General features: G+C 62.5%; 17 protein-coding genes. 16 read left to right on the top strand and 1 reads right to left on the bottom strand.

Annotated features, from left to right (window positions below; translation table 11 throughout):
* Positions 1 to 92: 92 nt before the first annotated feature.
* From PM1_RS00985 to PM1_RS00915, 15 genes are all read left to right on the top strand, one after another.
* On the top strand, positions 93 to 1607 hold the full coding sequence (locus tag PM1_RS00985) for a hypothetical protein (RefSeq protein ID WP_152604435.1): 1515 nt from the start codon (positions 93 to 95) through the stop codon (positions 1605 to 1607).
* 199 nt (positions 1608 to 1806) lie between these two features.
* Positions 1807 to 3603 carry a sensor histidine kinase gene (locus PM1_RS00980; RefSeq protein WP_009613893.1) on the top strand — a complete coding sequence of 599 codons (1797 nt, stop codon included), beginning with the start codon at positions 1807 to 1809 and terminating at the stop codon, positions 3601 to 3603.
* Positions 3600 to 4982: a sigma-54-dependent transcriptional regulator gene (locus tag PM1_RS00975; RefSeq protein WP_009613894.1), complete on the top strand. Its 1383-nt coding sequence runs from the start codon at positions 3600 to 3602 to the stop codon at positions 4980 to 4982. The genes PM1_RS00980 and PM1_RS00975 overlap by 4 nt, the downstream gene beginning before the upstream one ends.
* A gap of 135 nt (positions 4983 to 5117) precedes the next feature.
* The gene (locus tag PM1_RS00970) at positions 5118 to 6539 is read left to right on the top strand and encodes a UbiA family prenyltransferase (RefSeq protein WP_009613895.1); all 1422 of its coding nucleotides are present in this window, start codon (positions 5118 to 5120) and stop codon (positions 6537 to 6539) included.
* The gene (locus PM1_RS00965) at positions 6539 to 7861 is read left to right on the top strand and encodes an FAD-binding oxidoreductase (protein WP_009613896.1); all 1323 of its coding nucleotides are present in this window, start codon (positions 6539 to 6541) and stop codon (positions 7859 to 7861) included. Before PM1_RS00970 ends, PM1_RS00965 begins: the two co-directional genes overlap by 1 nt.
* Complete coding sequence (locus tag PM1_RS00960) at positions 7858 to 8598, top strand: SDR family oxidoreductase (RefSeq protein WP_009613897.1); 741 nt, start codon at positions 7858 to 7860, stop codon at positions 8596 to 8598. The genes PM1_RS00965 and PM1_RS00960 overlap by 4 nt, the downstream gene beginning before the upstream one ends.
* A 79-nt stretch (positions 8599 to 8677) precedes the next feature.
* Positions 8678 to 10987, top strand: coding sequence for a hypothetical protein (locus PM1_RS00955; RefSeq protein ID WP_242935542.1), 2310 nt, complete (start codon positions 8678 to 8680; stop codon positions 10985 to 10987).
* A 40-nt stretch (positions 10988 to 11027) separates the two neighbouring features.
* On the top strand, positions 11028 to 11978 hold the full coding sequence (locus PM1_RS00950) for an NAD-dependent epimerase/dehydratase family protein (protein WP_009613899.1): 951 nt from the start codon (positions 11028 to 11030) through the stop codon (positions 11976 to 11978).
* Positions 11978 to 13273, top strand: a complete 1296-nt coding sequence (locus tag PM1_RS00945; protein WP_009613900.1) for an NAD(P)/FAD-dependent oxidoreductase — start codon at positions 11978 to 11980, stop codon at positions 13271 to 13273. Before PM1_RS00950 ends, PM1_RS00945 begins: the two co-directional genes overlap by 1 nt.
* Positions 13270 to 13701 carry a GtrA family protein gene (locus PM1_RS00940; protein WP_009613901.1) on the top strand — a complete coding sequence of 144 codons (432 nt, stop codon included), beginning with the start codon at positions 13270 to 13272 and terminating at the stop codon, positions 13699 to 13701. Before PM1_RS00945 ends, PM1_RS00940 begins: the two co-directional genes overlap by 4 nt.
* 650 nt (positions 13702 to 14351) lie before the next feature.
* Positions 14352 to 15800: an arginine-ornithine antiporter gene (gene arcD, locus PM1_RS00935; RefSeq protein WP_009613903.1), complete on the top strand. Its 1449-nt coding sequence runs from the start codon at positions 14352 to 14354 to the stop codon at positions 15798 to 15800.
* A gap of 17 nt (positions 15801 to 15817) precedes the next feature.
* Positions 15818 to 17074, top strand: a complete 1257-nt coding sequence (gene arcA, locus PM1_RS00930) for an arginine deiminase (protein ID WP_009613904.1) — start codon at positions 15818 to 15820, stop codon at positions 17072 to 17074.
* A 108-nt stretch (positions 17075 to 17182) separates the two neighbouring features.
* Entirely contained in the window at positions 17183 to 18193 is a 1011-nt protein-coding gene (locus PM1_RS00925) for an ornithine carbamoyltransferase (protein ID WP_009613905.1), read from the top strand.
* 69 nt (positions 18194 to 18262) lie between these two features.
* Positions 18263 to 19195: a carbamate kinase gene (arcC, locus tag PM1_RS00920; RefSeq protein WP_009613906.1), complete on the top strand. Its 933-nt coding sequence runs from the start codon at positions 18263 to 18265 to the stop codon at positions 19193 to 19195.
* 284 nt (positions 19196 to 19479) lie between these two features.
* A complete protein-coding gene (locus PM1_RS00915; protein WP_009613907.1) occupies positions 19480 to 21384 on the top strand; it encodes a beta-ketoacyl synthase in 1905 nt (634 codons plus the stop codon).
* A 512-nt stretch (positions 21385 to 21896) separates the two neighbouring features.
* Here PM1_RS00915 and PM1_RS00910 read toward each other — a convergent pair.
* Positions 21897 to 22721 carry an HDOD domain-containing protein gene (locus PM1_RS00910; protein ID WP_116425215.1) on the bottom strand — a complete coding sequence of 275 codons (825 nt, stop codon included), beginning with the start codon at positions 22719 to 22721 and terminating at the stop codon, positions 21897 to 21899.
* 243 nt (positions 22722 to 22964) lie between these two features.
* Between PM1_RS00910 and PM1_RS00905 the strand changes: the two genes are divergently transcribed.
* Positions 22965 to 24161, top strand: coding sequence for a class I SAM-dependent rRNA methyltransferase (locus tag PM1_RS00905; protein ID WP_009613909.1), 1197 nt, complete (start codon positions 22965 to 22967; stop codon positions 24159 to 24161).
* The last annotated feature ends 353 nt before the right edge of the window (positions 24162 to 24514 follow it).

Here is a 24514-nt window from a genome sequence, read left to right as displayed (position 1 = left end):
CACTTCGGCACTCGCTGTAACTCTGCACGAGGTGAAATATAAATCGCCTTTATGAACTTCAAGAAACTACGGACCACATAACAATCTCAAAAATGACACAGGCCCAGAGAGCAGCGACATTCTGTTGGATACCCATCCTGATTATCCTTGTTCTTTTTGGCAGCCTGCTGGCGCCGCTCATACTATCCATGGGCGTTTGCTGTTATGACGACGCCTCATTTGCTGTGATAGCAAAAAACCTCGCCGAGGGCAACGGATATACATTCTCCTTGAACTACACCGGCCCCGAGTTCTCAATGAGACCGTTCGATCCGGCACTCGGCACCGGCCCTTCTTCGATTATTCCAACTGCAATAGTCATAAAGATATTTGGTGCAACACCATGGACTCCAGGCTTCTCTCAACTAGCCCTTGAGATAATTATCCTTGCCATTTCCTCCGCCTACCTGATCAGAACATGCCAGACACATAAGATAATCTTATGGCTAACCGCATTTCTTGGGCTTTCCATTCTCTTTTCGGGAAAACATAACGAACAGTGGACTGCAATGCTGGGTGAAGTACCTGCTGGCCTGTTCATTATCGCCGGCGTGCTCGCTTGGTCGAATACTGAACTCCGCCCACGGTCACTTGCAGCCTCCGGCCTGCTCTTTTCTCTGGCCGTACTGACCAAGGAAATGGTTGCTCTGTACATCGTGGCCTTGATTCCATTCTTCCTGGTCCGCCTATTCAGAAGCCCGGAGACTTCCAGCACCAAGGACAAGATCACCGCCATTCTGTTTTTTTCGGCAGCTTTCGCCATCCCGATAATATTATTCGAAGCAAGCCGATTCTTTACTCTGGGGCCATTTGGGTTCGTCGATAATTGGCAGTCGCATCTCGCGTTTATCCATAAGCAGAGCAGCAGCGCATCTGGCGCAACTGCCATTTTCCAACAAACGATACAACGCACTACGCTCTTTAAAGAACACTTCTTCATATCTCTCATGGCAGTAGCGATATTGTCCACGCTGGCACTGGCCGCCACAGTACTCGGAAGAAATGAAAGCCTGAAGAGAGCAACCATTACCTTATATAGCGGAATGACCATTCACTTCGTTTACTGGCTATTCCTTTCCAATGGCTCACCAAGATACATCTACACAGGCGTAGTGATTCTGTGCTGCACCATAGCAATGCCCCTCCTAGGGGATGTTAAATGGCGCTACATTCCCACCTTGGGCATTGCAGTCCTCATAGCTATGCCAGGATTGGCCGCTCAGCAAGCATCCGCCCATACGATCCTGACCACTTTGGAATCAGGACCTCGACTGCAAGGTAGAGCCGACGTAGAAACAAGCACCTTCATTGAGAGCAATCTCCCTGACCAGACCCTGTACACTAGCTGGTGGGCACATGTAGCCTCCATCGAGTATCTATCCCGGCATCCTGGAAACTTCCAGGGCGGCTTTGAAAAATACCTGAACATGGGGTCAACGCCAAAAAATATCATTTACAACGAGGCGTTAGCCCAGGCGCTCAATGAACAGAGTCTCCTTCAACTGCACGAGAAATGCGGCCCACCTATATTCAGCTCCGGCCCCTACCGCATAATCCGCTGCCCCTGAGATCCCTCTGGTTCGGTGGAAGTGCTCTTCTGCATTTTAAGTTAGTTCCACCGAGCTATGAAAACGGACCCTCACATATCTAGCCCCCGAACGTCTCTAAGACAATTATGATCACGCCACCAGAATCTTGTGTTTCATAGCGGACGTGAACCAAAGAAGGTATTACTATTCCAGGAACTAAATATTTCACGCCAAGCACATGACACCGATACGCCGTGCAAATGTTCTATTAGCCTTGGGCTGCCTGCTCACTCTGCTCCTCTGGCCCCTCCACCACCTCGCCGAACGCTACTACAGCGAACAACTCGCCGAGCAGAACCAGCAGACCCTAGACCTCTACGTCGGCAACCTGCTCGGCACGCTGCGTCGCTACGAGGACCTGCCGCCGATCCTCAGCGAGCTGCCGGCGCTACGGGCCACCCTGCGGCAGACCGAAGACCTGGAAACGAGGGACACGGCGAACGCCCGCCTGGCGGAGATCCGTCAGCGCACCGGTGCCGACGTCATCTATCTGATGCGCCCCGACGGGCAGACCCAGGCCGCCTCCAACTGGGACCAGCCGGACAGCTTCGTCGGCCGCAACTTCGCCTTCCGCCCCTACTACAAGGAGGCGATCCAGGGCAAACCGGCGCGCTTCTTCGGCCTCGGCACCACCTCCAACCGGCGCGGCTACTACTTCGCCAGCGAAGTCCGGGATCCTGACAGATTGCTGGGCGTGCTGGTGGTCAAGCTGGACCTGGAGCACATGGAACAGCTCTGGGGCAATACCCCTGAGCAACTGCTGGTCACCGACAGCAATGGCGTAGTCATCCTTTCCTCCAACAGCGCCTGGCGTTTCCATGCCAGCCGTCCGCTGTCGCCGGCCAAGCGGCGTGAGATCGCCGAGAACATTCCCTATCCGGTGCTCGATCCCAAGCCGCTGCGAATCGATGAGAAACGCTGGATCAGCCTCAGCCGCGAACTTCCGGAAACCGGCTGGACGGTGAGCATCTACACACCGAAGGCGCAGATCGACAGGCCAGTACGCAGCGTGCTGCTGATAGGCGGCGCAACCCTCATGACCCTGCTGCTGTTGCTCGCCCTGCTGAGCATCAGCCGCCGTCACTATCTCGAGCGCATCGCCCTGGAGGCCCAGGCCAAGCGCCAGCTGGAGATGCGCGTACTGGAGCGTACCCAGGAACTGGAAGATGCCAACGCCCGTCTGCAGCAGGAGGTACACGACCGCGAGCAGGCTCAACGCGAGTTGATGCACGCCCAGGACGAAGTGGTCCAGGCCGGCAAACTGACTGCCCTGGGCACTATGTCGGCGAGTATCAGCCACGAGCTCAACCAGCCGCTCGCCGCCATCCGCAGCTACGCCGACAATGCCCGGGTGCTGCTCGACCACCAGCGCCTCGACGACGCCCGCGGCAATCTCGATCAGATCAGCTCGCTGACCGAGCGCATGGCCTCGATCATCGCCCATCTCAAGGCCTATGCCCGCGGTGCGCGGCGTGCGCCGGAGAACGTAGCCCTGCAACCGGCGATCAACGATGCCCTGGCCCTGGTGGCCAGCCGGCGCCAGGCGATGAACGTCGAGTTGCAGCGTGACCTGCCCGACGCGCCGATCTGGGTACAGGCCGGGGAAACGCGCCTGCGGCAGATTCTCGCCAACCTGCTCTCCAACGCGCTCGACGCCCTCAGCGAGAAGGCCCCGCCGCGGCGCCTCTGGCTCACGGCCGAGCAGAAGCCGGACGGCATCGTCCTGTACCTGCGCGACAACGGCCCTGGCTTCTCGGAACAAGCCCTGGCCCACGCCCGCGAACCCTTCTTCACTACCAAGACCAGCGCCAAGGGCCTGGGCCTTGGCCTGGCCATCTGCGACACCCTGCTACGCGCCCTCGGCGGCCGCCTGGAACTGGGCAATCACCCCGAGGGCGGCGCTCTCGTACAATTGCACCTGTTGCCGGGAGTCCCCGGCGTGATGCCGACGCCCCAGGAGGAAACCCGCGCATGAGCAGTGCCGCATTCGCCGCCGATACCCAGGTCCTGCTGATCGACGATGACCCCCACCTGCGCCAGGCACTGGGCCAGACCCTCGACCTCGCCGGCTTCCGCGCCAGCAGCCTGGGCGATGCCCGGGAACTGGACGCCGGCCTCGCGCGCGACTGGCCGGGCGTGGTGGTGAGCGATATCCGCATGCCTGGCGTCGACGGCCTGCAGTTGCTGGAACAGTTGCATGCCCAGGACCCGGAGTTGCCGGTGATCCTGATCACCGGGCATGGCGACGTCCCCCTGGCGGTCAAGGCCATGCGCGCCGGCGCCTATGACTTCCTCGAGAAGCCCTTCCCCAGCGACGCCCTGCTCGACAGCGTGCGCCGTGCCCTGGAGGTGCGTCGCCTGGTGCTGGAGAACCGCAGCCTGCGCATGGCCCTGGCCGAGCGCAAGGAAGTGAAAGGGCGCCTGGTCGGCCAGTCGGCCGGCATGCAGCGCCTGCAGGAGCAGGTGGCAGCCTTGTCCGGACTGCAGGCCGACGTGCTGATCCTCGGCGAGACCGGCTCCGGCAAGGAAGTGGTGGCCCGTGCGCTGCACGACCTGTCCAACCGACGCAGCGGCCCCTTCGTCGCCATCAACGCCGGCGCCCTGGCCGAGTCGGTGGTGGAAAGCGAGCTGTTCGGCCACGAGCAGGGCGCGTTCACCGGTGCGCAGAAGCGCCGTATCGGCAAGTTCGAGTTCGCCAACGGCGGCACCCTGTTCCTCGACGAGATCGAGAGCATGAGCCTGGACGTGCAGGTCAAGCTGCTGCGCCTGCTGCAGGAACGAGTGGTCGAGCGGCTGGGTTCGAACCAGTTGATTCCGCTGGACATCCGCATCATCGCCGCGACCAAGGAAGACCTGCGCCTGGCCGCCGACGACGGGCGTTTCCGCGCCGACCTCTATTACCGCCTGAACGTCGCCAGCCTGCGTATTCCACCGCTGCGCGAGCGTGGTGAGGACATCCTGTTGCTGTTCCAGCACTTCTCCGAACTCGCCGCACAACGCCATGGCATCCCTTCGCGCAGCCTCGCCAGCGCGCAACGCGCACAACTGCTGGGCCACAGCTGGCCGGGCAATGTGCGCGAACTGCAGAACGTCGCCGAACGCTTCGCCCTGGGCCTGGACCTTGGCCTGGACGAACAGGCCGCACAGGTGCCGGCGGCGATTTCCGGCAACTCCCTGAACGAGCAGGTGGAAGCCTTCGAGCGCGCCCTGATCGCCGCGGAGATGGCCAACCAGCACGCCTCGCTACGCAGCCTGGCCGAGGCCCTGGGCATCCCGCGCAAGACCTTGCATGACAAGCTGCGCAAACATGGGCTGCTGTTCAACCAGACCGAAGGCTCCATCGGAGAGGATTGACAGTACCCTATGTCAGCTATCGACTTTTTCTCTTCAGGATCAACAGTTAGTATCCAAGGTTCACTTGTTTACAAGAATGTAAAAGCTCTGTTGCTCAATTGGACTCCTCCCGTGGACTTTTCGAGGTAGTAGTACGTGTCAGCGCCCTTGGTCATCGATCTTGATGGCACCCTGATCCATAGCGATCTCCTCCTCGAGTCCGGCTTGAGCTATCTGAAGCGCCATCCGTTGAAGGCCTTCTCCCCCATCGGCTGGCTGGCTGGCGGAAAAGCCAATCTCAAGAGCCGCCTGGCTGGTGTCGCTCCATTGGACGTTTCCGTTCTCCCCTACAACGAAGCCGTGCTCGACCTGATTCGCCGGGAAAAACAGGGTGGTCGAAGGATTGTCCTCGCCACCGCAAGCCATCGCAGCTACGCAGAGCAGGTCGCAGAGCATCTCGGCCTGTTCGACCAAGTGCTGGCCAGCGACGAAAGCACCAATCTCTCGGCGCAACGCAAGCGTGACGTACTGGTAACCGAGTTCGGCATGCAAGGCTTCGACTATGCCGGCAACTCCAGTGACGACCTACCAGTCTGGCAAGCTGCCCGGCGCGCTTACGTAGTTAACTCCACCGGCAAGATCAGTCAGTTGGCTCGTAATCACGGCAACGTCGAAGAAGAGCTCAAGCATGATGTCCAGATCGCTCGCGTCTGGCTCAAGGCTCTTCGCGTCCACCAATGGGCCAAGAACGCACTGGTTTTCGTGCCCCTCCTGGCCAGCCACCGCCTGCTGGAGCCTCATCTCCTGCTCAATGGACTGTTGGCATTCCTGTTTTTCGGCCTTTGTGCTTCGAGCGTCTATATCCTGAACGACCTGCTGGACCTGGAAGATGACCGCCACCACATCAGCAAGTGCCACCGCCCCTTCGCCAGCGGCGCACTCTCGATCAAGAGTGGTCTGCTGATATTTCCGCTGCTGCTGTTGATCGGACTAGGCGGCGCCTTGCTATTGCTCCCATGGAAGTTCAGCCTCGCTCTACTGGCCTACTACATGCTCACCCTCGCCTACTCATTCTGGCTGAAACGCCGGATGGCGATGGACGTGATAGTTCTGGCCATGCTCTACACCTCACGCATCATCGCCGGCACTTTCGCCTTCGAGGTGAGACTGACCTTCTGGATGCTGGCCTTCTCGATGTTCATCTTCCTCAGCCTGGCCCTAGTCAAACGCTATGCAGAGCTGCGCGATGCCAGGGTAAAGGGCAAAAGTCAAAAAACACGCGGCCGCGGCTACTACCCAGACGATTTGGAGATGGTTTCGTCATTAGGCGCATCTTCTGGGTATCTGTCAGTGATGGTACTGGCGCTCTACATCCAGGATGGAACCACGGCCGCTCTGTATCGCTATCCACAGCTGATCTGGCTGGCGTGCCCATTACTCTTGTTCTGGATCACGCGAATATGGATGTTGACCCACCGAGGGCTGATGCACGACGACCCCGTCGTATTCGCGATCAAGGACCGGGCCAGCCTGCTGATCGGCGCCTGCTTCGCACTGATCTTCTGGGTGGCAGCCTGATGGCCCGTGAACTGGCCTCCTGGGGGCGCTACCCCTACATTCCCCAGCAGCGCCACCCCTGCTCCTGGCGTAACGATCTGTCATCGCTGCTCCAGCGCCTGGCAAGCCACCCCCAAGGCACCTTGCCCTACGGCAATGGTCGAAGCTACGGCGACAGTTGCCTGGCAGTCAGCGGCGAACTGCTGCAGACTCGCCAACTCGACCGTTTCCTGTCCGCCGATTGGGAGCAAGGCGTGATCCGCGCGGAGGCTGGGGTAACGCTGGCGGAAGTCCTCGAGGTGGCCATCCCGCATGGCTGGTTCCTGCCCGTCACGCCCGGCACAAAGTTCGTAACGCTGGGCGGCGCAGTGGCGAACGATGTGCACGGCAAGAATCACCACGTGCGCGGTACCTTTGGCTGCCATGTACGGTGCTTTGCACTGCAGCGCTCGGACCTAACCGAACCTCTGGCGTGCTCGGCCAGGGACAACTCCGAGTTGTTCCACGCCAGCATTGGCGGCCTCGGCCTAACCGGCGTGATCGCCTGGGTCGAGTTGCAGCTCATGCCGATCGCCTCCAGCCAGATCGACAGCATCACCGTACGTTTTGACTCGTTGGCAGAGTTCTTCAGCCTATCCGAGGAGTTCGATAGGACCCATGAATACACCGTGGCTTGGATCGATTGTCTGGCCAAGGGCAGCAGAGCCGGGCGCGGTATCTTCTCGGTCGGCAACCATGTTCGCGAGGGGCGCTTGAACGTCCATGAACGGACACGCCTGAGCGTACCGCTGACGCCACCGGTCACACTGATGAATCAGCTCAGCCTGAATCTGTTCAACAACACCTACTTCCATTTGCACAAGCCTGGACGGAATGCCGGCCAGGGTAGCTACGACCCATTCTTCTACCCATTGGACAGCATCCTGCACTGGAACCGCATCTACGGAAGCAAAGGCTTCCAGCAGTACCAGTGCGTCATTCCCAATGCAGCCGCCGAAGCCGCCATGGCGGAGATACTGGCCAGCATCGCCGAAAGCGGCAGCGGCTCCTTCCTCGCGGTGATGAAGCGTTGCGGCGACATGCCTTCGCCCGGGCTGATGTCCTTCCCTATGCCCGGCGTATCTCTGGCGCTGGACTTCCCCCAGCACGCGAAACTCGAATCCGCACTGTTCCACCGCCTCGACCAGATCGTCCGCAGCGCCGGAGGCCGCCTCTATCCGGCCAAGGACGCCCATATGACCGGCGACGACTTCCGCATGTTCTATCCAGCCTGGCAGCAGGTCGAGGCACTGCGGGACCCCGCCCTTCTCTCTCATTTCTGGAAACGCGTAACCCAAGCATGAAGAACATCCTTATCGTCGGCGCCAACTCCGCCATAGCCACTGCCTGCGCGCGCATTTGGGCAGCGGAGAAGTCGCGATTCTTCCTGGTGGCACGCAATGTCGAGAAGCTCGAGCAGGTAGCGGCCGACCTCGATGCCCGCGGTGCCAGCGAGGTGAAGACCTTCACCCTGGACATGAACGACTTCTCCGCTCACGAAGAGATGCTCGGCGCCGCCTTCACCAGCCTGGGCAGGGTAGATATCTGCCTGGTCGCCCACGGCACATTGCCGAGCCAGGCCGAGTGCGAGCGCGACCTTGATCTCGCCCTGCGCGAGTTCTCGAGCAATGGTCTGAGCGTGATCGCCCTGCTGACGCGTCTGGCCAACCGCATGGAGGAACAGCGGACCGGCACCATCGCGGTGATCTCCTCCGTGGCCGGCGATCGTGGCCGTCCCTCCAACTACCTCTACGGCACCGCCAAGGCCGCGATAAGTACTTTCTGCGAAGGCTTGCGCGCCCGCCTCTTCAAGGTCGGTGTACATGTGCTGACCATCAAGCCAGGCTTCGTCGACACGCCCATGACCCAGGGGCTGTCCCTACCCAAGCTGCTGCTCGCCACGCCACCTCAGGTTGCCAGGGATATTACCCGGGCCATCGACAAGCGTCGCAATTCGATCTACACGCCCTGGTTCTGGTCGCTGATCATGCTGCTCATCCGCAATATACCGACCGCGCTGTTCAAGAAAACCAATATCTGACAACTGCACGGATGCCAGTTGCAACGTCTGCCACCGGGAGCCTTTGATGTCGCCGCCCTCCGCAACCCCGCTCCGGGGAATGCTCGGACTGTCCGAGAGCGCCCCAGTCTCGACCTGGCTGAGCCGAGTCCTGGTCTTCCTGATGCTGACGGCACTTATCGCCCCCTTCTACCCTCGCATGCCGAGCATGGGGCTGGATCCCTCCTGGGAACTGGGCATGCAGGAGGCGGTAGCCAACGGCTGGCTCATCGGCCAGGACCTGGTCTTCACCTTCGGCCCCTACGCCTCACTCTTCACGCTGCAGTATCACCCACAGACTGACATGCTCAGCCTGCTCAGCGGGATAGGTTTCGGCTTCCTGTACAGTGCACTGTTCCTACTGGTCTGCCGCCGTTTGCCGGCGCTGCTCGTTCTGCTGAACGCAGCGCTGTTCTGCTGGCTGATCGTCATTAGCCGCGACTGCCTGTTGTTCACCTACCCGCTGTTGCTGGCGCTGGCTCTGCACTCTCTGATCGATGATCTGCACCGGCGTGCAGACCTGCGCGCGGTCTTCGCCGTATGCGTCGCCGGGCTTGGCCTGCTGCCTTTGATCAAGGGCTCGTTGTTGCCATTGTGCCTGTGCATCAGCGCCTTCTGCGCATGGTTCGCTTGGCATGAGAAAGCCCGCGTCAGCGCAGTGACCTGTCTGGTCGCTCCCCCGCTGACGGCCTTGCTGCTGTGGCTCGCATCGGGGCAGCCGGCCTCAGGAATACTAGCCTTCGCCCACAACATACTGCCGATCATTTCCGGCTATACAAGCGCCATGGCGACCTATGGCGAAAACCAGACCATCCTCACCTACATCTCAGTCAGTACAATCGTCCTGGCCAGCCTGCTGGTCCGCCGACAGCCCTGGTATCGCACAGCGTTCGTGCTGGTGGCCTTTGCGCTGTTTCTTTTCCTATCGTTCAAAGCGGCATTCGTCCGTGTCGACCATGTCGTCATTGCCTTGGGCTCTCTGCTGATCGCCATCCTCCTGGCCTCTGGCCATATGCCCCGGCCACTATGGCTGCTGAGCGCCTTCGGTGGCCTGGCCCTGGCCTGGCAGGTACCGGGCTACAAGCTCCTGGACGTGGAGCACAACCTCGGTGAGCGCTATACCAGGGCAGCCAATGGGATAATCGAGCGCCTCACCGATCCGACCAAGCTCGCAGCGGCGTACAGCGCCAAGCTGCAATGGATCCATCAGCGCGACCCGATCGCCAAATTGCCTGGGACGAGCGACATATATCCCTGGGACCAGGCCTCGCTGATTGCCTCGGGCAACCAGTGGGCCCCACGACCGATCTTCCAGAGCTATTCGGCCTATACTCCTGCCCTGGCGCTGGCTAACGAGGCGCACCTCAGGAGTGACCAAGCCCCCACCAACGTCCTGATGAAGGTGGAAAGCATCGACTCGCGCCCCGCAACCATGGAGGACGGCGTCAGTTGGCCCACTATCCTGCTCGACTACGATCCAGTGGCCGTGCAGGGCCAGCGCGTCATCTTCAGGCAGCGAAATCGCAAGCCGGTCGAGCTTGACAAGTATCGGCTGGATTCGCGTGCTGCGTACCTGGGCAAGGATGTCGCCTTACCCTCGGGGCCAGGCGCCATCTTCGCCCGAATCCGGGCCAAGCCGACCACCCGAGGCAAGCTCAGCAACGTACTGTTCAAGAGCGGTGCAATGAGCCTGCACCTCAACCTGCGAAACGGCATGCAGCGCAACTTCCGCTTCATCCCAGGCATGGCGGAAACCGGCTTCATCGTTTCTCCAGTCATCGACAATACCTTCGAGCTGGCGCTGCTGGCCAACAACCAGCTAAGTATGCTCGAACACAAAGCCGTAGCCAGCCTGTCGATCACCGCCGACGAACCGGCGCGAGATTGGCAGGACAGCCTGGAAATCGAACTCATCCGCCTGCCCATCCCGGACCGGCAGCTTTCCATCGATGGCTTCTTCGACACCGAAATCGCCGCTACCCAGGATATGTTGGCGCTGGTGGCAAGCACCTCCTGCGAAGGCCACCTGGACAATGTCAATGGCGCACCCACCAACCAGCCGGCAACGTTGAGCGGTGTCATCGAGGTCGACGGCTGGACAGCGCTCTCCACAGCGCAAGGCCAGTTGCCCGAGAAAGTCTTCATCACTCTCACGGACACGCAGGGCAGTACCCGGGTCTATCCGGTCCGGCGTGCCGCGCGCCCCGACGTGCAGTCCTATTTCAACAATCCACGGCTCCTCAACGCGGGCTTTGTTGCCCGCCTGGACGCCCGGCTGCTGGAAGGGCAATACCAGCTCGGCATACTGCGTTTGAATAAAGGACGGTTCGAACGATGCCAACACATGGAACAGTCGATCACCGTGCGATGAGCGACGAACGACTCCAGACCAAGGAAAGAGACAAGAGCAGATGAATCCTTCGAGCTTCGACAAAAAGATCCTCCTCCCCGGCGGAGCCGGCCTGGTCGGCCAGAACCTGGTCGCCCAGCTCAAGGAGCGCGGCTACACCAACCTGGTGATTCTCGACAAGCACCGGGCCAACCTGGACATCCTGCGTAGCCTGCACCCCGAACTGACCATCGAGTACGCCGACCTCGCCGAGAGCGGCGACTGGGAAAAACACTTCGAGGGGGCGGATACCGTGGTCATGCTGCAGGCCCAGATCGGCGACCCGAACCCCGAGCCCTTCGTGCGCAACAACATCACCTCGACCGAACGCATCCTCGGGCTGATCAAGCGCTACGAAATTCCCTACACGGTGCACATCAGCTCCTCCGTGGTGGAGTCGGTCGCCGACGACCACTACACCAACACCAAGAAGGAACAGGAGCGCATCGTTCTCGAGAGCGGGATCAACTGCGTGGTGCTGCGCCCGACCCTGATGTTCGGCTGGTTCGACCGCAAGCACCTGGGCTGGCTGTCGCGCTTCATGCAGAAGGTGCCGGTGTTCCCGATCCCCGGCGACGGCCGCTACATGCGCCAGCCACTTTACGCCGGCGACTTCAGCAGCATCATCGTCAGTTGCATCGAGTCGCGCATCGCCGGCCAGGTGTACAACATCACCGGTCTGGAAGAGATCGACTACATCGACATCATCCGTACCATTCGCAACACCACCGGCGCCAAGTGCCTGCTGCTGAAGATTCCCTACGGGCTGTTCTACGTGCTGCTGAAGATCTGGGCCCTGTTCGACAAGAACCCGCCCTTCACCGCCGATCAGCTCAAGGCCCTGGTGGCCCGCGACGAGTTTGAAGTCATCGATTGGCCGGGTATCTTCCAGGTCCGCCCCACGCCTTTCGCCAAGGCCGTGGAGGAAACCTTCAAGCACCCCACCTACAGCAAGGTCGTACTGGAATTCTGATGAAGGACAATCAACGCATCGCCGTGCTCGGCGCAGGTCCAATGGGCCTGGCCGTCGCCTACCAACTGGTCAGGGATGGCCACCGCCCGGTGATCTTCGAGGCCGACGATCGGGTCGGCGGCATGACCGCCCACTTCGACTTCGGCGGCCTGTCGATCGAGCGCTACTACCATTTCCATTGCATCTCCGACCACGCCTTCCTCAAGGTGCTGGACGAGCTCGGCCTGGCCGACAGGATGCGCTGGGTGGAAACCAGGATGGGCTATTGGTATCGAGGCAAGGTGCAGCCCTGGGGCAACCCGTTCGCCCTGCTGAAATTCTCGGGCCTGAGCTTCATCGCCAAGTTCCGCTACGGCCTGCATGCCTTCCTGTCGACCAAACGCAACGACTGGCGTCCGCTGGATCATGTCGAGGCGACCGGCTGGATCAAGCGCTGGGTGGGTGCCGAAGCCTATGAGGTACTCTGGCGCCGGCTGTTCGACTACAAGTTCTACGACTATTCGGACAACCTTTCGGCGGCCTGGATCTGGAGCCGCATCCGCCGTATCGGCCGCTCCCGCTACAACTTGTTCAAGGAGAAGCTGGGTTATCTCGAAGGCGGCTCGGAAACCTTGCTGCATGGCCTGCGCGACTACATCCAGCGGCATGGCGGCGAGTTCCGCCTGGGCACGCCGGCAAGCAAGGTCGTGATCGAGAACGGCAAGGTCAACGGAGTAGAGGCCGGTGGCGAGCTGCATACCTTCGACAAGGTCGTCAGCACCATTCCGCTGCCTTACGTGCCACGACTGATGCCGGATCTGCCGACAGCGACCCTCGACGCCTTCCGCTCGGTGAAGAACATCGCCGTGGTCTGCGTGATCGCCAAGCTGCGCAAGACGGTAACCGAGAACTTCTGGCTCAACACCAACGACCCGGAAATGGACATCCCCGGCCTGGTGGAATACAGCAACCTGCGGCCGCTGGACGAGCATATCGTCTACGTCCCCTTCTACATGCCCGGCGAACATCCCAAGTTCCAGGAGCCGGACCAGGCTTTCCTCGACAAGGTGAAACGCTACCTGCAGAAGATCAACCCGCAGCTCACCGACGCCGACTTCCTGGAGATGCGCGCCAGCCGCTACCGCTATGCCCAGCCGATCTGCGACCCGGGCTACCTGGAGCACCTGCCACCGGTGGAGCTGCCGATACGCGGTTTGTGGGCGGCGGATACCTCCTACTACTACCCGGAAGATCGCGGCATCTCGGAGAGCATCGACTTCGGCCGCAAGATGGCCAGGCAGGCGGCGGAGAAATGATCAGGCACTTCTTCTCCATACAGTTCCTCACGTTCATTGGCGTAGGGGTCACCGCGGCGCTGGCAAACTGGTGCAGCCGCTATGCCCTGAGCAAGGAACTGAACTACTCGCTGGCGGTGCTCCTGGCCTACCTGGTCGGGATCAGCGTTGCCTTCCTGCTCAACCGACGCTTCGTCTTTCCCGGTTCGCCGCGTCCCATAGCAGCCCAGGCCAGGGAGTTCCTGCTGGTCAACATCGCCTTCATGCCGGTGGTCTGGGTGGCAGCCCTGGGCTTTCGCTACCTGTTCCGCCAGGCGGGCCTGGAGAACATCGCCGACGGCCTGGCCCACGCCATCTCCCTGGCCGTTCCGGCCTTCGCCACTTTCCTGATCTACAAGTTCTTCACTTTCGGCGGGGCAAAGCAGGAAGGCGGCATCAGCAAGCAGTAACGGGGAAGAGCGATCCCGGAAGCGCCTGGCGGGAATCCCGCCGAAGAAGCCGACGCATAAGCGGAATCTTGCCGACGCCGGCCCTACCCGCCCGCTGAACCCCAGGCCACATGAGCGCTCCAGCGCACCTCGCGTATGGCACGGAGCTTGCGATACGCCACCCCGGTGCCTTGCGCATCCTTCTCGCCCCGGCCCCGCGTCGTGGCGCCCGCCAGGCCACAAGCCCGGCGGTGTCCCTTCGGCCCCCCGGCCCTGCGCCCCTCCGCACGGTGGGCGCGCCGCCTGTGCAGCGACCCTGTATGGGCATCTCCTTATAGAAAGCAGCCCGGCCATGCCGGGCTTTTTTCTGCCTCTCTGAAGCCTGCAACAAGTTCTGACAGATTTTTCCGATTCATGCCCCGATGCGGGAATCCATTCACGCAATCAATAGAAAGCCTGACGGTCACCGAAACGCCATCCGGATTTCACATGAATCCCCTCTAAATCAGGCGATATCGGCAAACCTCTCCTATCGTTCCTATTCATGCGGCCCGGCACCGCTGCGCAGTTGGAAACATTTGTTAGCAGGCTATTGATTTAGGTCAGGGGGGGTCCCTGACAGTCGGCGCCTAATGACTACACTCTCCAACTCCTATAGGGAGATTCCGAAAATGTCGCAAGAAAGCAGCCAAAAACTACGACTTGGGGCACTTACCGCTCTCGTCGTCGGTTCCATGGTCGGCGGGGGGATCTTCTCTCTCCCGCAAAACATGGCCGCCAGTGCAGACGTCGGCGCCATTCTCATCGGTTGGGCCATCACCGCGGTCGGCATGCTGACCCTGGCCTTCGTCTTCCAGACCCTCGCCAACCGCAAACCCAACCTCGACGGCGGTGTGTATGCCTACGCCAAGGCCGGTTTCGGTGATTACATGGGCTTCTCTTCGGCCTGGGGTTACTGGATCAGCGCCTGGCTGGGCAACGTCGGCTACTTCATGCTGCTGTTCAGCACCCTGGGTTACTTCTTCCCGGTCTTCGGCAAGGGCGACACCCTCCCCGCGATCATCGCGGCGTCGGTGCTGCTGTGGGCCCTGCACTTCCTGGTGCTGCGCGGGATCAAGGAAGCGGCGTTCATCAACACCATCACCACCATCGCCAAGATAGTGCCGCTGTTCCTGTTCATCCTGATCTGCCTGTTCGCCTTCAAGCTGGACATCTTCACCTCCGACATCTGGGGCAAGAGCAATCCCGAGCTGGGCAGCGTGATGAACCAGGTGCGCAACATGATGCTGGTCACCGTGTGGGTGTTCATCGGCATCGAGGGCGCGAGCATCTTCTCCTCCCGCGCGGAAAAACGCGCCGACGTCGGCAAGGCCACGGTCATCGGCTTCATCACCGTGCTGTTGCTGCTGGTGCTGGTGAACGTGCTGTCCATGGGCGTGATGACCCAGCCGGAACTGGCCAAGCTGCAGAACCCGTCGATGGCGCTGGTGCTGGAGCACGTGGTCGGTCACTGGGGCGCGATACTCATCAGCGTCGGCCTACTGATCTCCCTGCTCGGTGCCCTGTTGTCCTGGGTGCTGCTGTGCGCCGAGATCATGTTCGCCGCGGCCAAGGACCACACCATGCCGGAGTTCCTGCGCAAGGAGAACGCCAACCAGGTGCCGGCCAACGCCCTGTGGCTGACCAACATCTGCGTGCAGGTCTTCCTGATCATCGTCTTCTTCACCTCGGGCGACCCGAGCGGCATGGACCCGTACACCAAGATGCTGCTGCTGGCCACCTCGATGATCCTCATCCCGTACTTCTGGTCCGCGGCCTACGGCCTGCTGCTGGCGGTGCGCGGCGAGACCTACGAGAACGATGCGGGCGAGCGCAACAAGGACCTGATCATCGCGGGCATCTCGGTGATCTACGCCGTCTGGCTGATCTACGCCGGCGGCCTGAAATACCTGCTGCTGTCGGCGCTGCTGTACGCACCAGGCGTCATCCTCTTCGCGAAAGCGAAACGTGAAGTCGGCCAACCGATCTTCACCAACGTCGAGAAGCTCATCTTCGCAGGTGTCGTGATCGGCGCGCTGATCGCGGCGTATGGCCTCTACGACGGCTTCCTCACTCTGTGACATCACTGGAGACACTCATGAGCACGGAAAAAACCAAACTTGGCGTCCACTCCGAAGCTGGCAAATTGCGCAAAGTGATGGTCTGCTCGCCCGGTCTTGCCCACCAACGCCTGACCCCTAGCAACTGCGACGAGTTGCTGTTCGACGACGTAATCTGGGTAAACCAGGCCAAGCGCGACCACTTCGATTTCGTCACCAAGATGCGCGAGCGCGGCGTCGACGTCCTGGAAATGCACAACCTGCTGACCGAGACCGTCCAGAACCCCGAAGCGCTGAAATGGATCCTCGACCGCAAGATCACCGCCGACAGCGTCGGCCTGGGCCTGACCCACGAACTGCGCGCCTGGCTGGAAGGCCTCGAGCCGCGACGACTGGCCGAATTCCTCATCGGTGGCGTGACCGCCGACGACATCCCGGAAAGCGAAGGCTCCAAGCCGCTGAAGATGTTCCGCGACTACCTGGGCCACTCCAGCTTCCTGCTGCCGCCGCTGCCCAACACCCAGTTCACCCGCGACACCACCTGCTGGATCTACGGCGGCGTGACGCTGAACCCGATGTACTGGCCGGCGCGTCGCCAGGAAACCCTGCTGACCACCGCCATCTACAAGTTCCACCCGGAATTCACCAACGCCGAATTCGAAATCTGGTACGGCGACCCGGACAAGGACCACGGCTCCTCAACCCTCGAAGGCGGCGACGTCATGCCCATCGGCAACGGCGTGGTGCTGATCGGCATGGGCGAGCGGACTTCCCGCCAGGCCATCGGCCAGGTCGCCCAGTCGCTGTTCGCCAAGGGCGCGGTCGAGAAAGTCATAGTCGCCGGCCTGCCGAAGTCCCGCGCGGCCATGCACCTGGACACCGTGTTCAGCTTCTGCGACCGCGACCTGGTCACCGTCTTCCCGGAAGTGGTCAAGGAAATCGTCGCCTTCACCCTGCGCCCGGACGAGAAGAGCCCCTACGGCATCAACGTGCAGCGCGAGGAGAAGGACTTCATCAGCGTGGTCGCCGAGGCCCTGGGCCTGAAGAAACTGCGCATCGTCGAGACCGGCGGCAACAGCTTCGCCGCCGAGCGCGAGCAGTGGGACGACGGTAACAACGTGGTCTGCGTCGAGCCCGGCGTGGTCATCGGCTACGACCGCAACACCTACACCAACACGCTGCTGCGCAAGGCCGGCGTGGAAGTCATCACCATCAGCGCTGGCGAGCTCGGCCGCGGCCGTGGCGGCGGCCACTGCATGACCTGCCCGATCATCCGCGACCCGATCGACTACTGATCGCCACAGCCCACCCTACTCAATGCGGCGGCCCCGGCCAGGGCCGCCCGCCCCGCCAGCCACAAGCTGTACTGACGAGGCCGATCCCATCCCACAAGGAGAAAGAACATGGCTTTCAATATGCACAACCGCAACCTGCTCAGCCTGATGCACCACAGCACCCGCGAGTTGCGCTACCTGCTCGACCTGTCCCGCGACCTCAAGCGCGCCAAGTACACCGGCACCGAGCAGCAACACCTCAAGGGCAACAACATCGCCCTGATCTTCGAGAAGACCTCCACCCGCACCCGTTGCGCCTTCGAGGTCGCCGCCTATGACCAGGGCGCCAACGTCACCTACATCGACCCCAACTCCTCGCAGATCGGCCACAAGGAGAGCATGAAGGACACCGCCCGCGTGCTCGGCCGCATGTACGACGCCATCGAGTACCGTGGCTTCAAGCAGGAGATCGTCGAGGAACTGGCGCAGTACGCCGGCGTACCGGTGTTCAACGGCCTGACCGACGAGTACCACCCGACGCAGATGCTGGCCGACGTGCTGACCATGCGCGAGCACAGCGACAAGCCGCTGCACGACATCGCCTACGCCTATCTGGGCGACGCCCGCAACAACATGGGCAACTCCCTGCTGCTGATCGGCGCCAAGCTCGGCATGGACGTGCGCATCGCCGCGCCGAAAGCGCTGTGGCCGAGCGACGAACACGTCGCCGCCTGCAAGAAATTCGCCGAGGAAAGCGGCGCCCGCATCACCCTCACCGAAGACCCAAAGGAAGCCGTCAAGGGCGTGGACTTCATCCACACCGACGTATGGGTTTCCATGGGCGAGCCGGTGGAAGCCTGGGGCGAGCGCATCAAGGAACTGCTGCCCTACCAGGTCAACCTGGACATCATGAAAGCCGCCGGCAACCCGCGCGTGAAGTTCATGCACTGCCTGCCGGCCTTCCACAACAGCGAAACCAAGGTCGGCCAGCAGATCGCCGCCCAGTACCCGAACCTGAAGAACGGCATCGAAGTCACCGAAGACGTCTTCGAATCCCCGTACAACATCGCCTTCGAGCAAGCGGAGAACCGCATGCACACCATCAAGGCGATCCTCGTTTCGACCCTCGCCGACATGTGATCGACGGATGCGCGCCCCGGGCCCGGCCTGCCGGCCCGGGGGCGTCTTCAGCTTCAGGAGGAAATGACTATGCGTATCGTCGTCGCATTGGGCGGCAACGCCCTGCTGCGTCGTGGCGAACCCATGACCGCGGCCAACCAGCGTGAAAACGTAAGGATCGCCGCCGAACAGATCGCCAAAGTGGCGCCTGGCAACGAGCTGGTGATCGCCCACGGCAACGGCCCGCAAGTGGGCCTGCTGGCCCTGCAGGGCGCCGCCTACGACAAGGTCACGCCGTACCCGCTGGACGTCCTCGGCGCCGAGACCGAGGGCATGATCGGCTACATGATCGAACAGGAAATGGGCAACCTGCTGCCCTTCGAAGTGCCCTTCGCCACCATCCTCACCCAGGTAGAGGTGGACGCCAAGGACCCGGCCTTCCAGCATCCGACCAAGCCGATCGGCCCGGTCTACGCCAAGGAAGAAGCCGAAGCCCTGGCCAAGGAGAAAGGCTGGAGCATCGCCCCGGACGGCGACAAGTTCCGCCGCGTGGTGGCCAGCCCGCGGCCCAAGCGCATCTTCGAGATCCGCCCGGTGAAATGGCTGCTGGAGAAAGGCACCATCGTCATCTGCGCCGGCGGCGGCGGCATCCCGACCATGTACGACGACTCCGGCAAGAAACTCTCCGGCGTCGAGGCGGTGATCGACAAGGACCTGTGCTCCTCGCTGCTGGCCCAGGAACTGGATGCCGACATCCTGATCATCGCCACCGACGTGGACGCGGCCTACATCGACTGGGGCAAGCCGACGCAGAAGGCCATCGCCCAGGCCCACCCGGACGAACTGGAACGCCTCGGCTTCGCCGCCGGCTCCATGGGCCCGAAAGTGCAAGCCGCCGCCGAATTCGCCCGCGCCACCGGCAAGGACGCGGTGATCGGCTCGCTGGAAAACATCGTGGCCATCACCCAGGGCAAGTCCGGCACCCGCGTCAGCACCAAAAAACCCGGCATCGAGTACCGCTGAGTCCGTTCTGCAACCCCGCCCGGGAGCCACACCGGCTCCCGGCGTCTTCGCGCATCCGTTCCACCCCCTCCTTCCTGGCAAGTTCGTCGCCTTTCGCCGTCAATCCCTGGCCAAAAGCGTGACTCGGCAGTCATCATCCTCGTCAGCATAAGCATTCCAATCACAGAGCTGCCGCCGGGCTTGTGCCCCCGATCCGTGATGTCGCCTCCCTGCGCCTCGCGTGCACCCTGGTCGCGCCATCCGGTCCTGCACAGGACGGGCCTATATGAAGGAGTTTGCGAGAGATGTCTCGACTACCGGTCATCGTTGGTTTTGGTGGGTATAACGCCGCGGGTCGCAGTTCCTTCCACCATGCGTTCCGTCGCACCGTCCTGGAGTCCCTGGACGAGCAGGCCCGCCAGCAGACCCTCGCCGGCCTGGCCGTGATGATGAAGCTGGTGAAGTTCGAGGACGGCCACTACCTGGACGCCGCCGACGGCGCGCGCCTGGACCTGGCCGCCATCGAGCGGCGGCATGCCGCGCAGATCCTCGGCTCCACCCTGATCCGCCGCATCGAGAAGCAGTACTTCGACGTCGATGCCGCGCACTGGCACAAGAACCTCACCCTGGAAGCCGACGGCGCCCAGCCGCTGAGCTTCACCACTGCGCGCAAGCAGCTGCCCGAGCCGCTGCCGGCCAACTGGTCGGTGGAAGAACTGGCCGACAACCAGGTGCGCGTCACCCTGCACGACAGCGTCGAGGTCAAGGTCGACAGCTACCGCGAGATGCCGGTGAAGTCCGCCGGCCAGTTGCCCACCGGCTTCGAGCCGGGCGAGCTGTACGCCTCGCGCTTCCACCCGCGCGGCCTGCAGATGGCCGTGGTGGGCGCCACCGATGCGATCCGCTCGGTGGGCATCGACTGGCAGCGCATCGTCGACCGCGTGCAACCCGACGAAATCGCCGTGTTCTCCAGCAGCATCATGAGCCAGCTCGACGACAACGGCTTCGGCGGCCTGCTGCAGTCGCGCCTCAAGGGCCACCGCGTCAGCGCCAAGCAGCTGCCGCTGGGCTTCAACAGCATGCCCACCGACTTCATCAACGCCTACGTGCTGGGCAGCGTCGGCCTCACCGGCAGCGTCACCGGCGCCTGCGCCACCTTCCTCTACAACCTGCAGAAAGGCATCGAGGCCATCACCTCCGGCCAGGCGCGGGTGGTCGTGGTGGGCAACAGCGAAGCGCCGATCACCTCGGAAATCGTCGAGGGCTACGCGGCCATGAGCGCCCTGGCCACCGAGGAAGGCCTGCGCAACATCGAGGGCCGCCCGGACGTGGACTTCCGCCGCGCCAGCCGCCCGTTCGGCGAGAACTGCGGCTTCACCCTGGCCGAATCCAGCCAGTACGTGGTGCTGATGGACGACGCCCTGGCCCTGGAGCTGGGCGCCGATATCCATGGCGCGGTGACCGACGTCTTCATCAACGCCGACGGCTTCAAGAAATCCATCTCCGCCCCCGGCCCGGGCAACTACCTGACCATGGCCAAGGCCGTGGCCGCCGCCATGCAGATCGTCGGCGAGGAAGGCGTGCGCCGCCACAGCTTCGTCCACGCCCACGGCTCCAGCACCCCGGCCAACCGCGTCACCGAATCGGAAATCCTCGACCGCGTGGCCAAGGCCTTCGGCATCGCCGACTGGCCGGTGGCCGCGGTCAAGGCCTTCGTCGGCCACTCCCTGGCCACCGCCAGCGCCGACCAGCTGGTCTCCGCCCTGGGCACCTTCAAGTACGGCCTGCTGCCGGGCATCAAGACCGTCGAGACCTTCGCCGCCGACGTGCACAAGGACCGTATCGCCCTGTCCAACAAGGACCGCCGCCGCGACGACCTGGACGTCTGCTTCATCAACTCCAAGGGTTTCGGCGGCAACAACGCCACCGGCGTGCTGCTCTCCCCGCGCCTGGCCGAGAAGATGCTGCGCAAGCGCCACGGCGCCGCCGCCTTCGACGCCTACCAGGCGCGCCGCGAGCAAACCCGCGCCGCCGCCCAGCGCTACGAGGAACAGGCGCTCAAGGGCCAGTTCGACATCATCTACAACTTCGGCAACGACATGATCGACGACCGCGACATCCGCATCGGCGCCGAGGAAATGAGCGTGCCGGGCTTCGCCCAGCCGCTGGTGTACAAGAAGGACGAGCGCTTCAGCGACATGCTCGACTAAAGCGCCGCGTTCATGAAAAGGCCGGGCAGATCAGGCTGTGTGAAAACCTCCGGATCGGTCCAGCTGGTTAAAAAACAACCTGGATTTCGCGTTTCTACGCGGATTCTGGGTTGGCTGAATAGCCAAGCCTTTTCAGATTTCACGTAGGAACGCACTCTTCGAAGAGCCGCTCGGGTTTTCACACAGCCTGAGATGCCCGGCTTTTTCATTGTGCTGTCCCGCGCCTTGGCGCACTTCAGTCGGCTCTCTTGCACCTGTAGGAGCGCGCCCTGCGCGCGAATCGCGGGCAGGGCCCGCTCCTACGTTGTTTTCTGGGCTCCCGGGGGTATGAGGATGGTGCCTGGCTTCGACGCTGCTCAGGACAGCCCCCTCTCCCGCTTGCGGGAGAGGGTTGGGGAGAGGGCGCTCTTAAAGGGCATCGGTATTCCTGCCAACGGCGGATAACCGCGAACGGTTATACGCCCTACGTTGCGGGGAAGCACGATGATAGGAACGGACTCCATCCGCGATCCCTAATAGCTCCCCTGCCCCACGCCCAGTTCGAGGATGCTCGACTTCAGGTTCTCGAAGTCGTACTCGGTCAGCCCCACGTAATCCAGCACCAGGGCGCGGATGCTCTCCCACTCGTGGTCCTCCGGCTGGTTGCCGAGGATACGGTGCGAGCCGCAGATGTGCTCGGCCATCTTGAGGATCGCAAGGAGGTTCTTCAGCTGGGTGTTGCGGCTGCTTTCCTCGCTGAACACCGTGAGCGCGTTGTGGTGGTTGGCGATGGCCTCGCAGACGTGCTCCGGCAGGCGCCAGGAACGCGCGGTGAAGTAGCCGACCACGGCGTGGTTGGTGTTCAGCACGCGGTTCTCGGTGTCCACCACGCGGCGCTCGTCGCTGGCGCTGGCATAGGCCTCCTCCAGCACCGCCATGTAGTGCGGGAAGCGCTTGAGCATCAGCGGGATGCCGCAATTGTGGAACAGCCCCAGGGCGTAGGCCTCGTCCACCGACTCGTAGCCGATGCGCTTGGCCAGGGTCAGGCAGCTCATGGCCACGTCCTGGGCGGTGTCCCAGAAGCGGTTGAGGGTGACGATGGTGTCGTCGCTCATCTCGCCCTTGATCGACTGGGCGTTGATCAGGTTGATCACCGAGCGGCTGCCCAGCAGGTTGACCGCGCGCTGGATCGAGGTGATGCGGTTGGCCAGGCCGAAGAACGGCGAGTTGACCAGCTTGAGCAACGCACCGGACAACCCGGGGTCCTGGCTGATGAGCTTGGCGATGGCCTTCAGGTCGGGATTGGGCATGACCTGTTCCATCTGCAGGTCGACCATGATCTGCGGTTGCGGCGGCACGCTGATGCCCTGCAGGGTCTGGCGGATCTGTTCGGCGGAGAGTTCTTGGACCATGGGGACGGTCTGGAAAAGTTGACGGGGCGCACAGTTTACCCAGACGGACGACTTCTGGAACTGCCGATTTAGACAGAACCGTATCGGCAGCCGCGGCGCGAACTTTATGCCTGCTCGTCACGCCCGCGCGGCATCGGCAACCCCGGCGGCCAGCGGTTATAATCTCGCTCTTTTTCCCGGAGCACCGCCATGACCCTGCCCAGCTTGCGTCTGAAAGCCAACGCCGAGCGCCGCCTGCGCGCCGGCCACCTGTGGGTCTACAGCAACGAGGTGGATGTCCAGGCCACGCCGCTGAACGCCTTCGCCGCCGGCGACCAGGCGATCCTCGAGATGGCCAACGGCAAGCCGCTGGGCGTGGTGGCGCTGAGCCCGAACAACCTGATCTGCGCACGCCTGGTTTCCCGCGACACCAAGCACGTTCTCGACAAATCGCTGCTGGTACACCGCCTCAACGTCGCCCTGAGCCTGCGCGAGCGCCTCTTCGACAAGCCCTTCTACCGCCTGGTCTACGGTGACGCCGACCTGCTCCCCGGCCTGGTGGTGGACCGCTTCGGCGACGTGCTGGTGGTGCAGCTCGCCTCGGCGACCATGGAGAAGCACCGCGACGACGTGCTCGCCGCCCTGCTGCAGGTGCTCAAGCCCACTGCCGTGCTGTGGAAGAACGACTCCAGCGCGCGCGATGCCGAAGGCCTGGAGCGCTACGTGGAGAACGCCTACGGCGAAGTGCCCGAGTGGGTCGCCCTGGAAGAGAACGGCGTGCGCTTCGAGGCACCGGTGCTGGCCGGGCAGAAGACCGGCTGGTTCTACGACCACCGCATGAACCGCGCGCGCCTGGCGCCCTACGTGAAAGGCAAGCGCGTGCTCGACCTGTTCAGCTACATCGGCGGCTGGGGCATCCAGGCCGCGGCCTTCGGCGCCAGCGACGTGATGTGCGTGGACGCCTCCGGCTTCGCCCTCGACGGCGTGGAGCGCAATGCCACCCTCAACGGCCTGTCCGAGAAGGTCGCCTGCGTGGAAGGCGACGTGTTCGACGCCCTGCGCGAACTGAAGGCCGCCGACGAGCGCTTCGACGTGGTCATCGCCGACCCGCCGGCCTTCATCAAGCGCAAGAAGGACCTGAAGAACGGCGAGGCCGCCTACCGCCGCCTCAACGAACAGGCCATGCGCCTGCTCTCCAAGGACGGCATCCTGGTCAGCGCCTCCTGCTCCATGCACCTGCCCGAGGACGACCTGCAGAACATCCTGCTCGGCAGCGCCCGCCACCTGGACCGCAACCTCCAGCTGCTGGAACGCGGCGGCCAGGGCCCGGACCACCCGGTGCACCCGGCCATCGCCGAGACCCGCTATATCAAGAGTCTGACGGTGCGGTTGTTGCCCAATAGCTGATAGCTTCAAAGCTGGAAGCTGGAAGCTGGAAGCTGGAAGCTGGAAGCTGGAAGCTGGAAGCTGGAAGCTGGAAAAGTATTCCAGGCGCCGCTCTTTCTTCAAGCTTCCAGCTTCAGGCTTCCAGCTGCCCCCACCCGCCGACCATCAGCCTTTCCCTGGCGGCGGCGGCCGGCGTAGAATCCTGCACATCCCTCGCCAACATCCCCCGGCGGGCCCGTGAGCCCCGGCCGCGCGGGCGGTGACCCCGCCCCGTCTTGCAGCCCCCTCCGAGCATGCAGCTCCATCTGCCGTTTGCATGTGCCTCGAACGACGCTCACGATAAGACTCTTACCGATGCCTGATTAGCCGCAGGA

Origin of the sequence: Pseudomonas sp. M1, from assembly GCF_022760135.1 — a bacterium.
Classification (GTDB): Bacteria; Pseudomonadota; Gammaproteobacteria; order Pseudomonadales; family Pseudomonadaceae; genus Pseudomonas; species Pseudomonas citronellolis.
The sequence above is the reverse complement of the archived record's forward strand: the minus strand, read 5'-3'. Positions and strand labels throughout refer to the sequence as shown.

Coding starts and splice junctions, on each gene's coding strand:
- PM1_RS00985 (WP_152604435.1), top strand. CDS start 93: ATGACACAGGCCCAGAGAGCAGCGACATTCTGTTGGATACCCATCCTG.
- PM1_RS00980 (WP_009613893.1), top strand. CDS start 1,807: ATGACACCGATACGCCGTGCAAATGTTCTATTAGCCTTGGGCTGCCTG.
- PM1_RS00975 (WP_009613894.1), top strand. CDS start 3,600: ATGAGCAGTGCCGCATTCGCCGCCGATACCCAGGTCCTGCTGATCGAC.
- PM1_RS00965 (WP_009613896.1), top strand. CDS start 6,539: ATGGCCCGTGAACTGGCCTCCTGGGGGCGCTACCCCTACATTCCCCAG.
- PM1_RS00960 (WP_009613897.1), top strand. CDS start 7,858: ATGAAGAACATCCTTATCGTCGGCGCCAACTCCGCCATAGCCACTGCC.
- PM1_RS00955 (WP_242935542.1), top strand. CDS start 8,678: ATGCTCGGACTGTCCGAGAGCGCCCCAGTCTCGACCTGGCTGAGCCGA.
- PM1_RS00950 (WP_009613899.1), top strand. CDS start 11,028: ATGAATCCTTCGAGCTTCGACAAAAAGATCCTCCTCCCCGGCGGAGCC.
- PM1_RS00945 (WP_009613900.1), top strand. CDS start 11,978: ATGAAGGACAATCAACGCATCGCCGTGCTCGGCGCAGGTCCAATGGGC.
- PM1_RS00940 (WP_009613901.1), top strand. CDS start 13,270: ATGATCAGGCACTTCTTCTCCATACAGTTCCTCACGTTCATTGGCGTA.
- arcD (WP_009613903.1), top strand. CDS start 14,352: ATGTCGCAAGAAAGCAGCCAAAAACTACGACTTGGGGCACTTACCGCT.
- arcA (WP_009613904.1), top strand. CDS start 15,818: ATGAGCACGGAAAAAACCAAACTTGGCGTCCACTCCGAAGCTGGCAAA.
- PM1_RS00925 (WP_009613905.1), top strand. CDS start 17,183: ATGGCTTTCAATATGCACAACCGCAACCTGCTCAGCCTGATGCACCAC.
- arcC (WP_009613906.1), top strand. CDS start 18,263: ATGCGTATCGTCGTCGCATTGGGCGGCAACGCCCTGCTGCGTCGTGGC.
- PM1_RS00915 (WP_009613907.1), top strand. CDS start 19,480: ATGTCTCGACTACCGGTCATCGTTGGTTTTGGTGGGTATAACGCCGCG.
- PM1_RS00905 (WP_009613909.1), top strand. CDS start 22,965: ATGACCCTGCCCAGCTTGCGTCTGAAAGCCAACGCCGAGCGCCGCCTG.